Source organism: Streptomyces sp. NPDC002156 (assembly GCF_053593675.1).
Window position 1 is genome coordinate 1 of the sequence record NZ_JBSFDA010000072.1, and the last position, 13,006, is coordinate 13,006.

Below are 13,006 nucleotides of genomic sequence, written 5' to 3' on the forward strand. Positions count from 1 at the left end.
TGGCTGCCGGGCCAGCAGCAGCCCCGCGTCGACCAGTTCGGTGATCGTGTCCACGTCGGTCACCGGGCCCCTCACCGGGAGTATCGGGTCGAGGTCCCCTACTGCGGGAACCCGGCCCGAACGCCCACCTCACTCGCAGCCCCCACCGTCACACCACTCGCCCCCGCCGACCGAAGCAGCACGTTCCCGCTGCCGTTCTGCCCCGAGATCAGAAGGTCGGCATCACCATCCCCGTCGATGTCGCGCAGGCGGACGCCGAGGCCGAACATCTGGGACTGTGCGGTGTCTCCCGGCACGCCCGCCGTAGCCCGCGTGAACCACTTGGAACCGGCGCCGGTCAGGCCGTTCCTGCTGCCGCGCAGGACGTGGACGCCACCGGCGTCCGAGACCGAACCGACCTTCTCCGACACGGCGCTGACCGCCAGGTCGGGATAGCCGTCGCGGTTGGTGTCGCCCGCCGAGAGGGAGTAGCCGAAGCCGTCGCCCGTCGTGGGGTTCGTGGCGACGCCCGAAGTCGCCTGCGTGAGGCGGGAGTACGTGCTCACGGGGCCGGTGCCGCTCCCGCGCAGGATGACGACCGAGCCCGCGTTCTTGCTGTGCCGGATGTCGCTGACAGCCAGGTCGCCGTAGCCGTTCTTGTCGAAGTCGGCGATGACGCCCGTCGGGCTGTAGTCGGGCTGTGCGTTGTTGTACGTCGTGAGCCTGCCCGACGTGATCGTGGCGCCGCCGCGCAGGAACCAGGCGGCCTGGGTCATCCCGCTGTCGCCCTTGTACCCCTGGCCGAGGACGTACAGGTCCGTGGCCTTGTCCTTCGTGACCTTGCCGGCGACGAGCGCGGTGGTCTCGCCCAGGTCGCGGTGGTCGTGCTTGGTGACCTTGCCCGTCGTACCGGCCGGGCCGATGCCGCCGCGGTAGATGTAGACCGTGCCTACCCCGTCGGCCACCGCCAGGTCGGGCTTGCCGTCGCCGTTGAAGTCGCCGGTCGCGAGTGCGGCGCCGAAGCCGTAGTAGGAGTTGGCCGTGACGGGGATACGGGTTGCCTTGGCGCCCAGACCGGCCTTGGCGCCCCACAGGATGGTGACCGCGCCGGCAGCGGTCTTGCCGCTCACCCTCTCGGAGCGGTCGCCGACGACCAGGTCGGCGTACCCGTCCCGGTTGAGGTCGGCGTTCGCGAGGGAGTCGCCGAACAGGTCGGCGTACCCTCCGGCGTCTCCGGACGTGCCCGGGATGCCCGCGCTGTTCTGCGTGAACCTCTTGCTCTTCGTACCGGGGCCCGTCGCGGTCCCGTAGGTCACGGTGACGGAGTCGCCGCCGTCCCCGAACGCGTAGTCGCGGTAGCCGTCGCCGTTGTAGTCGTCGGCGTACTTGGCCTGGGTGGCCGCGGTCACGGGGCCCGCCGACAGGGTGAGCAGCCCGCCGGACAGCGCGACGGAGGTCGCCGTCGCGAGGACCAGGCGACCGGTGGTTCGTATGGACATGTGTCTCCTGCGGTACGCGGGGCCTTGCGGCTGCCCGCGGTGGGGCTTGGTCGTACCCGTCCGGACAGAGGCCGTACGGCCAGGCGTCGCCTCCGGAACGGGAAGCGCAGATAGGACCCGCGATGTGCCCAGAAGGTTGTACGCCGGGGTTCAGCGGGTTTCCTGCAGCAGGCGGCTCTCTCGTGAGGCTCTTTCGTGCGGCGATCGGTTCCGTCCGGCAGCCCTGCTCATCGCGAGTCCCGGCGCGGTGCAAATACTTCCAGGGGCTGGATCGAGCGCAGGGCGGCGGGTGTCACAGCCCGGCGCTATGGTGGAAGGCACGACACGCTCTGTAACCAGTGGAGAACTGTGGTGACCATCATGAGCGAGCGTCCGACAGTCATGGACGTAGACGCTCCTGCGGCCGGATCCTTCGAGGACATGCTCCGGATCGTCGAGGAGATGGACACACCTGCCGGCTACAAGGCCGAACTCATCCGGGGGAAGATCGTCGTGTCGCAGTGGTCGACGCTGCATTACAAGAGGGTGATGAAGGCTCTGCGGCTGCAACTGGAGCCCGACGTCCCAGAGGGGCACGACGCCGATGTGGCGCCCTTTCTCTTCAGGTTCCCTGGATCCGAGCGAGGCTTCGGGCCCGACCTCCACGTCGCAGACGAAGCCGCCTTCGACGACGAAGGCCGCCACGCCGATGGGGCCGCCCTCTCCCTTGCCGCCGAGCTGACCTCCGACTCCACAAAAGACGTCGACTGGCTCGACAAGGTGGACACCTACGGGCGGATCGTGCCCGTCTATCTCCTGCTCGACATGAAGATGCAGGAGATCAACGTCTTCTGGGATCCGTCTCCGAAGGGTTACCGGTCGCGGACCAATGTGCCCTTCGGGCGGCGCGTGCGTGTCCCCGCCCCGTTCGACTTCGAACTCGACACATCGGCGTTCATCCTCGCGGCCAATGCGGAAGCCCAGGGAACAGCCGACGGGAACGACGACGACAACGACACCGGTCGGGGAACACCGGACGCTTGACACACGTACAGGGCCTCGCTCCGGCGCGTAACCGGGAAACGGGGCCCTGACCGCCGTCCTGGAACCATACGTAGTCGGCAGTGGTCGCGGTCAGTCCCACCAGAACTCCCATTCGCGGCGCTCCATCAGCTCCTCCGGGCACCAGGAACCCCCGCGTGAGGCTCCTGCGGCGATCACGTCCAGGTCCTCGGCGTCGAAGCCCTCTCCTTTGACTTCGTCCCACGAGTGGAAGGTGGTCATGGACGTGCCCCTTTCTGCTGCCGCTTCACCCGGCGAACGATCACCCAGCGGATCGAGTCTCAGCCGGTGGGCGGAGCGGCCGACCACTCCGCCCAACGGGCTGCCTTGTCAGCCCCCGCAGCCCCCGACCCGTCCCGTACTCAACGCGATGTCATCCACCCGCATCTCGTACGACGAAGGCGACGGACCCCCCTGATACAGCTGCCACCCCACCCTCAGCTCATCGAACGTCGGGAAGACGAAGTCCGAGTCCTGCGCGCCCCCGTGATGGGTCGCGTCGACCGTCAGGTCGGACTGCTCGACCCCGTCGAAGTACACCGTGACCCGGTTGTCCGCGCCGTCGAGGTGGAATTCCACGCACTGCCAACCACCCGCCACCGCCGGCGCCGACGTCCTCCACGACGTCCAGTCGCCCGTCGGGCCCAGGTCGGAGCCGACGCCCCAGAAGTTGCCGTTGTCCGTGGGGGCGTACTGGCCGCCCAGCGGACGTACGAGGGTGGGGGAGTCGGCGCCCGAGGCCTCCGCGATCGTCCAGTGGGCCCAGTCGGGGGCCGTCGGGAACGCGGCCACGCGTAGGCGCAGGCGGGCCCAGTAGCTGTTGCCGGGTATCGACGGGGTGGGGAAGACGACGAACGCGCGGCCGTTGCCCTCCGTACGGATGCGGAGTTCGCGGCCCTTGCCGGTCGAACTCGGGGCGACGGTCAGGGTGCCGTCGGAGGTGTCCGTCGTCCAGCCACGGCCTGCCGTGACCGGGCCGAGGGGGAGGTGGTCGAAGTTCTCCCGCGCGAACGTCGCATGCGGAGCTGGGGTTGCCGAGGCTGTCGTGGGGGATGTCGCGAGCAGCGTGGCCGTCGTGGCCGCTACGGCCGACAGCGCTGCGATCGCTTTCCTCAGGCTCAGGTTGGTCATGTGCCCAGTCTGTAACGGGAGTTGACCGAGTTCCTAGTGGTACTGGTGGGTATCCGGAGGCACTTGCTCCGTCACACCCGCACGATGCCCACCGCGCCGCAGACTCCCACCACATGGATCGTGAACCCCTTTGCGGAATCCGGGGAGGCAGCCGGTTCTACCGGGTCCGCCCCCGTCTCCCCTACGTGCGTCAGCACCGCCCCCGACATGTGCACCCGCACCGCCCGATCCCTCGGCACCGTCACCTGGACATGCCCCCCGATCGCCGTGACGCGCACCGTCGTCTCGTCGTCGGGCGAAGCCTGGGTCAGATCGGCGCGCAGGTCGCCCAGTACCGCGCGGACGGTGACCGTCCCGTGCGCCCCCTTCGGCAAGACGACCCGGCCGGTCGTCAGGAACCGGCTCCAGCTGGTCGTCCGTACATCGTGCGAGGCCGCCAGCGCGAGCCCGGCACCGGCGATCACGAGTATGCCGGGCAGGCCGATGTCCTCCACCTCCTGCGGGCCGACGCTGTCGGACATCGCCAGCCCGACCAGGGCCACGGCACCGAGGACGAGCGGGCCGATGTACGAACCCGTCGGCATCGCCGAGCGGAGCAGGTTGAGTACAGCAACCGTCAGGAGGATCCACGGCCACCAGTGGGCGCCGAACGCCAGTGCCTCGCCGACCCTCCGGGCCGCGTCCCCGGCGACGAAACAGCCCACCGCGAGCAGGACGAGCCCGACCCACACCCGAAACCGTGCCGCCCGGTTCTCGACGCCGTTCACCATCGCCCGTCCACTCCCATCCGACTTCCGCCGCAATCGTAGTGACCGGTTGTGAGGCTCCTGTGGGCAGGGCGCAAACGCCAGGTGGCCATGCCTCTGTCGATACAGAAGCATGGCCACCGGAGGGCAACCAGAGTAAGAAACCCGGAAAGGAAACCCAGAGAGATCAGAACCGCCGAGTGATCAGAACCGCCGAGTGATCAGCGCCCTCTTCACTTCCTGGATCGCCTTCGTGACCTCGATGCCTCGCGGGCACGCGTCCGTGCAGTTGAAGGTGGTGCGGCAGCGCCACACACCGTCCCGGTCGTTCAGGATCTCCAGCCGCTGCTCACCCGCCTCGTCACGGCTGTCGAAGATGAACCGATGCGCGTTGACGATCGCGGCCGGGCCGAAGTACTGGCCGTCGTTCCAGAACACCGGGCACGACGACGTGCACGCCGCGCACAGGATGCACTTGGTCGTGTCGTCGAACCGCTCCCGGTCCTCCGCCGTCTGGAAGCGCTCGCGCGTCGGCTCGTTGGTGTCCTTCGTGATCAGGAAGGGCATCACGTCGCGGTACGCCTGGAAGAACGGCTCCATGTCGACGACGAGGTCCTTCAGGACCGTCAGGCCCTTGATGGGCTCGACCGTGATCGGCTTCGCGGGGTTGATGTCCTTGATCAGGGTCTTGCAGGCAAGACGGTTCTTGCCGTTGATCCGCATGGCGTCCGAGCCGCAGATGCCGTGCGCGCAGGAGCGACGGAACGTCAGCGAACCGTCCTGGTCCCACTTGATCTTGTGGAGGGCGTCGAGGACGCGTTCCTTCGGGTCGATCTCCAGCTGGAAGTCTTCCCAGACCGCCTCGGCCGCCAGCTCCGGGTTGAAGCGGCGGATGCGGAAGGTGACCGTGATGTACGGGGAGTCGGCGAAGCCGGGCTCGGGCTCGCCGGCCGCGTCCGCCTTGTCCAGAACAGGGGTTGCCATCAGTACTTACGCTCCATCGGCTGGTAGCGGGTCTGGACGACCGGCTTGTAGTCGAGACGGATGGACTCGGTGCCGTTGTCGCCGACTTCGCGGTACGCCATGGTGTGGCGCATGAAGTTGACGTCGTCGCGGTTCGGGTAGTCCTCGCGGTAGTGACCGCCGCGCGACTCCTTGCGGGCCAGGGCCGACACCGCCATGACCTCGGCGAGGTCCAGCAGGTTGCCCAGCTCGATCGCTTCCAGCAGGTCCGTGTTGAACCGCTTGCCCTTGTCCTGGATCGACACGTTCCGGTAGCGCTCGCGGAGTTCCGCGATCTTCTCCACCGCCGTCTTGATCGTCTGCTCGGTACGGAACACCATGACGTTCGCGTCCATGGTCTCCTGCAGTTCCAGGCGCAGCGCGGCGACCCGCTCCGTGCCCGTGGAGTCGCGCAGGTGCTCCACCTGGGAGACCACCAACTCCGCCGGGTTCTCGGGGAGTTCGACGAAGTCGGCCTTCTGGCTGTACTCCGCCGCCGCGATCCCGGCCCGCTTCCCGAACACGTTGATGTCCAGGAGGCTGTTCGTGCCCAGGCGGTTGGCGCCGTGGACCGATACGCAGGCGACCTCGCCGGCCGCGTACAGGCCCGGGACGACCGTCGTGTTGTCGGACAGGACCTCACCCTCGACGTTCGTCGGGATGCCGCCCATCGCGTAGTGCGCGGTGGGCTGGATCGGGATCGGGTCCGTGTACGGCTCGATACCGAGGTACGTCCGCGCGAACTCGGTGATGTCCGGGAGCTTGGCGTCCAGCTGCTCCGGCGGGAGGTGAGTCAGGTCCAGGTACACGTGGTCGCCCTCGGGGCCGCAGCCACGGCCCTCACGGATCTCCGTGTAGATCGAGCGCGAGACCACGTCCCGGCTCGCCAGGTCCTTCATCACCGGCGCGTACTTCTCCATGAAGCGCTCGCCGTCCTTGTTGCGGAGGATGCCGCCCTCACCACGGGCGCCCTCCGTCAGCAGGATGCCCATGCGCCAGATGCCGGTCGGGTGGAACTGGAAGAACTCCATGTCCTCCAGCGGCAGCCCGCGACGGTACACGGCCGCCTGGCCGTCACCGGTCAGGGTGTGCGCGTTCGACGTCACCTTGAAGAACTTGCCGCAGCCGCCGGACGCGTAGATCACGGCCTTCGCCTGGAAGACGTGGATCTCGCCGGTCGCCAGTTCGTACGCGACGACGCCGGCCGACCGCTTCACGCCGTCGACCTCGACGATCAGCTGGTCGAGGACGTAGAACTCGTTGAAGAACTCCACGCCCTCTTTCACGCAGTTCTGGTACAGCGTCTGGAGGATCATGTGACCGGTGCGGTCGGCCGCGTAGCAGGAGCGGCGGACGGGCGCCTCTCCGTGGTTACGGGAGTGGCCACCAAATCGCCGCTGGTCGATCGTCCCGTTGGGCGTCCGGTTGAACGGCAGGCCCATCTTCTCCAGGTCGAGGACCGAGTCGATGGCCTCCTTCGCCAGGATCTCGGCGGCGTCCTGGTCGACCAGGTAGTCACCGCCCTTGATCGTGTCGAAGGTGTGCCACTCCCAGTTGTCCTCCTCCACGTTGGCGAGCGCGGCGGCCATACCGCCCTGCGCGGCGCCCGTGTGGGAGCGGGTCGGGTAGAGCTTCGTCAGTACGGCGGTACGGCTGCGCTTCGTCGACTCGATCGCGGCGCGCATACCGGCGCCGCCCGCGCCGACGATGACGGTGTCGTATTTGTGGATCTTCATCAGGATTTCCTCAGTCCCTCAGCACCGTGGCCATCAGACTTCTAGCGGATGTTCGGGTCGAAGGTGAAGATCACCAGCGTGCCCAGCAGGATCGTGAACACCGTGGCGGTGTAGAGCAGGCCCTTGAGCCACAGCCGGGTGTTCGCGCGCTCCGCGTAGTCGTTGATGACGGTGCGCAGGCCGTTGGCGCCGTGCAGCATCGCCAGCCACAGCATCAGCAGGTCCCAGACCTGCCAGAACGGGGAGGCCCAGCGGCCGGCCACGAAGGCGAAGCCGATCTTGGAGACACCGCCGTCCAGCACCAGCTGGATCAGGAGGTGGCCCAGGACCAGCACGACCAGGACGATGCCGGACAGCCGCATGAACAGCCAGCCGTACATCTCGAAGTTGCCCCGGGTGGACTTGGGGGTCTTCTTCGTGCGCTTGCGCGGGGCCTCGATCAGGGGCGCCGGGTTGTCGGCGTCGTATCCCGACCCCGAGAGCGCGCCCGCGCCCTCTACGGGGCCGATGCCCGAGGCGGTGGTTTCAGTCGTCGCCATGTGCGTCAGCTCCCGAACAGTTCACGAGCGGCGTGGCCGAGGACGGGGTAGATCGCCCCGATCATCAGCACGACCCACAGGCCGACGACGGTCCACAGCATCTGCTTCTGGTAGCGCGGGCCCTTCGACCAGAAGTCGACGGCGATGACGCGGAGACCGTTGAGCGCGTGGAAGAGGATTGCGGCGACGAGGCCGTACTCCAGCACGGCGACGATCGGCGTCTTGTACGTGGCCACGACCTTGTCGTAGGCCTCGGGGGAGACACGGACGAGAGCGGTGTCCAGGACGTGTACGAACAGGAAGAAGAAGATGAGGACGCCGGTGACTCGATGAGCCACCCAGGACCACATTCCTTCCCGGCCGCGGTACAGCGTTCCAGCCGGCACGGAAAACCCTCCGGGAGCGGGGATTGGGGCCGCGCCGGCTTCGGTGTCGGACGGGCCCGGCCGGGTACGGTCCACCGGCCCTCGCCATCGTAGCGACGACTTGTCGGAACGCTTACAGCGGGCCTACTGATGTGATCAAACAGGCTTCGTACGGGCTACTGGGGGAGGGGGTGCGGTGTGTGTGCCGGGTGCGGGCCGTCAGTGGCTGGTCGCGCAGTTCCCCGCGCCCCTGAGGGAGTTCCCCAGCCGCTCTCTTGCCAGGCCACGGAGTTCCTCTGCCGCCACCACCCGTTCCTCCTCCGGGTCGTTTGTCAAACGTGACCGGATTGCCGCCAGGATCGTGTTCAACACCTCTGTGGGAGGGGTGCCGTCCAGGCAGATGACGAACACGTGTCCGAACCGGGCCTCGTACGCCGCATGTGCCGCCCCCAACGCCGTGTGGGCCGCCGCGTACACCCCGTCCGGGAGGTCGGGCAGGGACTCTGCCGACAGTGCCTCCGACAGGTCGCCCGGGGTCAGGTCGTACGCCGCCTCGTCCGCTGCCGCCAGGAGGGAGTCCAGGTCCGGGTAGGGGCGGTGGTCGGTGAGGCGGCGGGCCCAGCGGAGGCTGCGCAGGCAGGTGAGGAGTGCGCGCTCGATGTCCGCGGCGGGGTCGGTGTTGAACCGCTCCAGGCTTGTCGGCGTAGGAGAGGGGGACTCGCTGCGCGTCTGGGCCGGCATGGCGAGCCGACCGGTGAGGTGGGGAAGACGGTGCGCGGGCAGCGTGAGTCCTCGGAGTTCTGGGTTGCCGTGTGAGAAGTACCGCTCACACTATCGAGAGTGGTCAGGAGCTGTCCCTCGGGCGTCTGAAATTCACCCGAACGGGATAGTTTCGGAACATACGGTGGACCTAGGAGGTGCGTGGCATGCGGGCGATACGTGAGGCTCGGGCAGGTGGGAACCGATGACCGGGCGGAGGCGACGAGCCCCCGAGCGAACCCCTGACCGGAAGACGCACGGACAGGGGTCCCGGTTGCTTCTCGGGGCCGGTGTTCTCGTCGCCGTCGGTGCCGTGGGAGTGACCGTCGCCCTCTGGCCGGTCGGCGACACCGGCCCGGACACCGGCAGCGACACCGCGTCGACCGGCGCGGCCCGCTCCTCGGACATACCCGGAGCCACCGCCTCCGCCCCCGACGCGGCCCGCGCCCCTTCCGCCGCCGCACCCTCCTCGACCGCCCCCTCCCGCGTCTACCCCCTGTCCAGGACGCCCCGCACCATCCCCGCCGTACGCGAGCACACACCCGCCCGAGGTCCCGGCTGGCGCCCCGCCTCGACCGCCCGGGTGGTCGTCACCGCCGGTGCCCTCGCCGACGAGGGGAAGCTGCTCGCCGGTGAGCTGAAGATGACGTACGGCGGGACCGGCGCCCCTCGTGCCGGGGACGTCCAGCTCAAGCTGGCCCCGGGGCAGGCGAAGAGCGGGCCCGAGTCCTACACCCTCACCGTCACGAACGGCCGCGTCACCGTCGCCGCCCCCGCCGAGGCCGGCGTCTTCTACGGCACCCGCACCCTCAAGCAGGAGGTCAGCGGCAAGGGCACCGCCCCCGAGGGCGTCGTCCGCGACCGGCCAGCCAAGGCGCAGCGCGGGCTGATGCTGGACATCGCGCGCAAGCACTTCACGGCGGGCTGGATCGAGGACCGCATCCGTGAACTGGGCGACCTCAAGTTCAACGAGCTGGGCCTGCACTTCTCTGACGACCAGGGCTTCCGGATCGCCTCCGACAGCCACCCCGAGGTCGTCTCCGCGCAGCACCTCACCAAGGCCGAGGTCCGCGGCATCCTCGCCCTCGCCGCGAGCCGCCACATCACCGTCGTGCCCGAGATCGACTCCCCGGGCCACCTGGGCGCGGTCCTCGCCGCCCACCCCGACCTACAGCTGACCAACGCGCAGGGCACGGCGGCACGCGGGGCGATCGACATCTCCAAGCCCGAGTCCGCGCAGATCGTCGACGACCTCCTCAACGAGTACGCCGACCTCTTCCCGGGCGCCTCCTGGCATCTCGGCGGCGACGAGTACCGGGCCCTGACGGTCTCCAGCCCGGCCGCCTCCTACCCCCAGCTCGCCGCCGCGGCCACCGAGAAGTACGGGTCAGGGGCCGGTGTCTCCGACCTCGCGACGGGCTGGCTCAACGACCGGGCCGCCACCGTCCGCGCCCACGACCGGACGGCCGTACGCGCCTGGAACGACGGCTTCTACCAGTCGAGTTCGGTCCAGCCGGACAAGGCCATCCAGGTCGCCTACTGGACCGGCAAGGAGATCGGCGCCCGGCAGCCGGCCGGGTATCTGAGCGCGGGCCGCGAGGTCGTCAACTACAACGACGAGTACCTCTACTACGTGCTCGGGCAGCCGAACACCTTCGTCTATCCCACCGGCGAGCGGATCTACAAGCAGTGGACCCCGCGCGTGCTGCGCGGAAGTACGGCCGTCTCCTCGACGTACGACAGCCAGATACTCGGCGGGGTCTTCGCCGTCTGGTGCGACCTCGCCGGTTCACAGACACAGGCCCAGGTGGCCGCCGGCATCCGGATGCCCCTGCGGGCGACCGTCCAGAAGCTGTGGGACCCCCGGGCCCAGCCGTCCCTGTCCTGGAACCGGTTCAAGGCGCTGGCGGACCGGCTGGACTGAATCCCGCTGGACGGACGGGCCGGTTGGACCGTAAGTTCCGCGTAAGTAACACCAGTCGAACATCAGTCGTACGAGTCGTACCAGTACTCGTGTGTCGGGCGTGCCCCCGAGGGGGGTGCGCCCGGCTTCTTGTCGGGGGATCCGCATGTCCAGCAATCACAGCCAGTTCTCGGCGCCGACCGGGCCGGTCGTCCAGCCCCACGGCCCCGCCTGGCTCCGCTCGCCGGTCGGACTCGGCAAGGCCGTCGCCGTGCTGCTCGGCGTGGTCATCGCCGTCGACCTCTTCGCCGTCTACGCCGACCTCACCATGTACGACGTGATGGGCTCCCTCGCGAACGACGGCGACGACTACGACGCCTACCTGCGCGACGCCGACCACGCGGACTCGCTCTACGCCGCCGCCGGATACCTGCAGTCCGCGTCCCTCGTCGCGACGACGGTCGTCTACCTCATCTGGTTCCTGCGCGTACGGGTCAACGCCGAGGTGTTCAACCCGTTCGGGCACAGCAAGAAGCGCGCCTGGGCCGGCTGGGGCTGGTTCGTGCCGGTCGTGAGCCTGTGGTTCCCGCGCCGGATCATGCTGGACATCTGGGACGCGAGCAGCCGCGCCGGCACCCGCGCCCCGCAGGGGCTCGTCAACACCTGGTGGACGCTGTGGATCCTCGCGCTCCTCACCAACCGGGCCGGGTACACCGCGTACCGCAACGCCGACACCGCCGACGAGATCCAGGACGCCGTCGGTCAGGTGCTGCTCTCCGACGTCGCCGACATCGCCGCCGCCGTCCTCGCGATCCTCGTCGTGCTCCGGCTCACCCGGATGCAGCACGAGAAGGCGTCGCTCGGTCCCGCCCCCATGAGCGCCTGACACGCCCGGCGCGTCGGATCACTGGCCAACTCCCTTGCGGCTGTGGTGTATTCGGCGCGGGTAAGCGAGAAGAGCGGTAGAGCGAGAAGAGCCGAAGAGCAGGCAGGACCGAAAGGCCGGGGGGAAGGCATTGGGTTACTGGGGCTACTTGATCGTGGGCAGGAGCGAGCGGCCGCTCGCCGAGACCGACGCCCTGCGCGCGGTGCGCGACGGGCTGACCCCGCGCGAACGGCGGGACGACGGCTGGCAGGTGTGGGAGTACCCGAGCGGCGACGGTGACGTCGGCAGCATGAACACGCTCGCCCTGGAGACCGGCGCACCCGCGCTCTTCGGGTACGTCATGGACAGCCGCTGTGTGGTGCTGGAGGCGGCGGCGCCCGAGAGCGGCGCCTGGACCACCTGTCTGGCCCGCGAGGCCATGGCCGGGTACCTGGGCGCCGGACAGGACGAGGGCGACGAGGACGGTGCGGAGGACGGCGGGCTCACGCTCGACGACTACTTCCTGGAACCCGCCGACGCGGCCGGACGCGCGATCGACTGGGCCGCCGAGGCCGGCCACACGGTGAACGCCGGGCCGCTCCTCGACGTACTGACCTCAGAGCCCGACCCTTTGGCCGAAAACCTGTTCTTCCGGTTCCTTGACCGCCTCGGTGTTCTGCCGCTGTGACGCGCCGGGTACGTTGCACGCAGTAAGGGAAAGCGCGGGCTCCGTAAGGGCCGGCGCCCTGGCGAGGGAGGCGTGCATGAGCCTGGTGGAACTGATCGCTCGGGCCGACGAGCGCGGCCTGACAGCCAGCGGACTGGCTTGTTTGGATCGGTGCGTCGCCCTTCTGGGCGGCGACGACGAGATCCTGCGCCCCCTGTGGGCCAGCCTCGCCGACGGCGCCGACTCCGGGGAGTGGACGGCCCGGCTGGAACAGGCCCGGCTCAAGCTCGACCTCGACGAGCCGGACGTCCTGACCGTCTCCGGCGCCTCCGCCGAGGGCGAGGCCACCCTCCTCGCCCGGCGGATGCTCGCCGCCGCACCCGCGACCCGGACCGCCGCCGGGGTGCGCGAGTGGGCCGACGCCTGCTCCGTCGCCGCACTCCGCATCCACCGCCTCCTGGATGCCTCCGCCACCGGCGCCGCCTCGGTCGACCCCCACCGCGAAGGCCGTACGGAGGGCATGTCGCCCCTGGTCGCGGCCGAACTGCGGCGCCAGACCAGGGTCCTGGAACTGCTCGCCGAACACGGCTCCGGCGGACTGCGGCAGGCGATGGCCGTGTCGACGGAGGGGCGGCGCGTCCTGCGCGCGGTGGTGTCACGACGGGCCCGCGGACGGGCCTGAACCCCGGAATCGGGTAACTCCTGTGACTGTCCCGTGGTCGTCCTGGGGCGGTCCCGCACCGATCCCGGGCAGTCGCCGAAAACGAGTGACAC

General features: G+C 69.1%; 14 protein-coding genes. 5 read left to right on the top strand and 9 right to left on the bottom strand.

The window, feature by feature from the left end:
- Positions 1–98: 98 nt before the first annotated feature.
- Positions 99–1,478, bottom strand: a complete 1,380-nt coding sequence (locus ACWCRB_RS26630) for an FG-GAP and VCBS repeat-containing protein (RefSeq protein WP_450998440.1) — start codon at positions 1,476–1,478, stop codon at positions 99–101.
- Between the two features lie 360 nt (positions 1,479–1,838).
- On the opposite strand from ACWCRB_RS26630, the gene ACWCRB_RS26635 reads away from it, so the two are divergent.
- Positions 1,839–2,501, top strand: coding sequence for a Uma2 family endonuclease (locus ACWCRB_RS26635; RefSeq protein ID WP_450998480.1), 663 nt, complete (start codon positions 1,839–1,841; stop codon positions 2,499–2,501).
- Positions 2,502–2,591: 90 nt separating this feature from the next.
- On the opposite strand, the gene ACWCRB_RS26640 is transcribed toward ACWCRB_RS26635, so the two are convergent.
- The 8 genes from ACWCRB_RS26640 to ACWCRB_RS26675 all read right to left on the bottom strand — a co-directional run bounded on the left by ACWCRB_RS26640 (position 2,592) and on the right by ACWCRB_RS26675 (position 8,779).
- The gene (locus ACWCRB_RS26640; RefSeq protein ID WP_450998441.1) at positions 2,592–2,741 is read right to left on the bottom strand and encodes a hypothetical protein; all 150 of its coding nucleotides are present in this window, start codon (positions 2,739–2,741) and stop codon (positions 2,592–2,594) included.
- Between the two features lie 108 nt (positions 2,742–2,849).
- Entirely contained in the window at positions 2,850–3,650 is an 801-nt protein-coding gene (locus ACWCRB_RS26645; RefSeq protein WP_450998442.1) for a hypothetical protein, read from the bottom strand.
- Positions 3,651–3,721: 71 nt separating this feature from the next.
- Positions 3,722–4,420: a hypothetical protein gene (locus ACWCRB_RS26650; protein WP_450998443.1), complete on the bottom strand. Its 699-nt coding sequence runs from the start codon at positions 4,418–4,420 to the stop codon at positions 3,722–3,724.
- Positions 4,421–4,600: 180 nt separating this feature from the next.
- On the bottom strand, positions 4,601–5,380 hold the full coding sequence (locus ACWCRB_RS26655) for a succinate dehydrogenase iron-sulfur subunit (RefSeq protein WP_319092408.1): 780 nt from the start codon (positions 5,378–5,380) through the stop codon (positions 4,601–4,603).
- Complete coding sequence (gene sdhA / locus ACWCRB_RS26660; protein WP_450998444.1) at positions 5,380–7,134, bottom strand: succinate dehydrogenase flavoprotein subunit; 1,755 nt, start codon at positions 7,132–7,134, stop codon at positions 5,380–5,382. The genes ACWCRB_RS26655 and sdhA overlap by 1 nt, the downstream gene beginning before the upstream one ends.
- Positions 7,135–7,175: 41 nt before the next feature.
- On the bottom strand, positions 7,176–7,673 hold the full coding sequence (locus ACWCRB_RS26665; protein WP_450998445.1) for a succinate dehydrogenase hydrophobic membrane anchor subunit: 498 nt from the start codon (positions 7,671–7,673) through the stop codon (positions 7,176–7,178).
- Between the two features lie 5 nt (positions 7,674–7,678).
- Positions 7,679–8,059 (bottom strand): succinate dehydrogenase, cytochrome b556 subunit, encoded by a 381-nt coding sequence (sdhC, locus tag ACWCRB_RS26670; protein WP_105973587.1) that lies wholly within the window; start codon positions 8,057–8,059, stop codon positions 7,679–7,681.
- 198 nt (positions 8,060–8,257) lie between these two features.
- Positions 8,258–8,779, bottom strand: a complete 522-nt coding sequence (locus ACWCRB_RS26675; RefSeq protein WP_450998446.1) for a 2-oxo-4-hydroxy-4-carboxy-5-ureidoimidazoline decarboxylase — start codon at positions 8,777–8,779, stop codon at positions 8,258–8,260.
- A gap of 292 nt (positions 8,780–9,071) precedes the next feature.
- Between ACWCRB_RS26675 and ACWCRB_RS26680 the strand changes: the two genes are divergently transcribed.
- From ACWCRB_RS26680 to ACWCRB_RS26695, 4 genes are all read left to right on the top strand, one after another.
- A complete protein-coding gene (locus ACWCRB_RS26680; protein ID WP_450998447.1) occupies positions 9,072–10,721 on the top strand; it encodes a beta-N-acetylhexosaminidase in 1,650 nt (549 codons plus the stop codon).
- A gap of 145 nt (positions 10,722–10,866) precedes the next feature.
- Positions 10,867–11,586 (top strand): DUF4328 domain-containing protein, encoded by a 720-nt coding sequence (locus ACWCRB_RS26685; RefSeq protein ID WP_450998448.1) that lies wholly within the window; start codon positions 10,867–10,869, stop codon positions 11,584–11,586.
- A gap of 130 nt (positions 11,587–11,716) precedes the next feature.
- Positions 11,717–12,253 carry a hypothetical protein gene (locus ACWCRB_RS26690; protein WP_450998449.1) on the top strand — a complete coding sequence of 179 codons (537 nt, stop codon included), beginning with the start codon at positions 11,717–11,719 and terminating at the stop codon, positions 12,251–12,253.
- A gap of 76 nt (positions 12,254–12,329) precedes the next feature.
- Entirely contained in the window at positions 12,330–12,914 is a 585-nt protein-coding gene (locus ACWCRB_RS26695) for a hypothetical protein (RefSeq protein ID WP_450998450.1), read from the top strand.
- Positions 12,915–13,006 lie beyond the last annotated feature (92 nt).

Bases quoted from the DNA above. Each gene is read 5' to 3' on its own strand.
- ACWCRB_RS26630 (WP_450998440.1), bottom strand. From the start codon at position 1,478: ATGTCCATACGAACCACCGGTCGCCTGGTCCTCGCGACGGCGACCTCC.
- ACWCRB_RS26635 (WP_450998480.1), top strand. From the start codon at position 1,839: ATGAGCGAGCGTCCGACAGTCATGGACGTAGACGCTCCTGCGGCCGGA.
- ACWCRB_RS26640 (WP_450998441.1), bottom strand. From the start codon at position 2,741: ATGACCACCTTCCACTCGTGGGACGAAGTCAAAGGAGAGGGCTTCGAC.
- ACWCRB_RS26645 (WP_450998442.1), bottom strand. From the start codon at position 3,650: ATGACCAACCTGAGCCTGAGGAAAGCGATCGCAGCGCTGTCGGCCGTA.
- ACWCRB_RS26650 (WP_450998443.1), bottom strand. From the start codon at position 4,420: ATGGTGAACGGCGTCGAGAACCGGGCGGCACGGTTTCGGGTGTGGGTC.
- ACWCRB_RS26655 (WP_319092408.1), bottom strand. From the start codon at position 5,380: ATGGCAACCCCTGTTCTGGACAAGGCGGACGCGGCCGGCGAGCCCGAG.
- sdhA (WP_450998444.1), bottom strand. From the start codon at position 7,134: ATGAAGATCCACAAATACGACACCGTCATCGTCGGCGCGGGCGGCGCC.
- ACWCRB_RS26665 (WP_450998445.1), bottom strand. From the start codon at position 7,673: ATGGCGACGACTGAAACCACCGCCTCGGGCATCGGCCCCGTAGAGGGC.
- ACWCRB_RS26675 (WP_450998446.1), bottom strand. From the start codon at position 8,779: ATGCCGGCCCAGACGCGCAGCGAGTCCCCCTCTCCTACGCCGACAAGC.
- ACWCRB_RS26685 (WP_450998448.1), top strand. From the start codon at position 10,867: ATGTCCAGCAATCACAGCCAGTTCTCGGCGCCGACCGGGCCGGTCGTC.
- ACWCRB_RS26695 (WP_450998450.1), top strand. From the start codon at position 12,330: ATGAGCCTGGTGGAACTGATCGCTCGGGCCGACGAGCGCGGCCTGACA.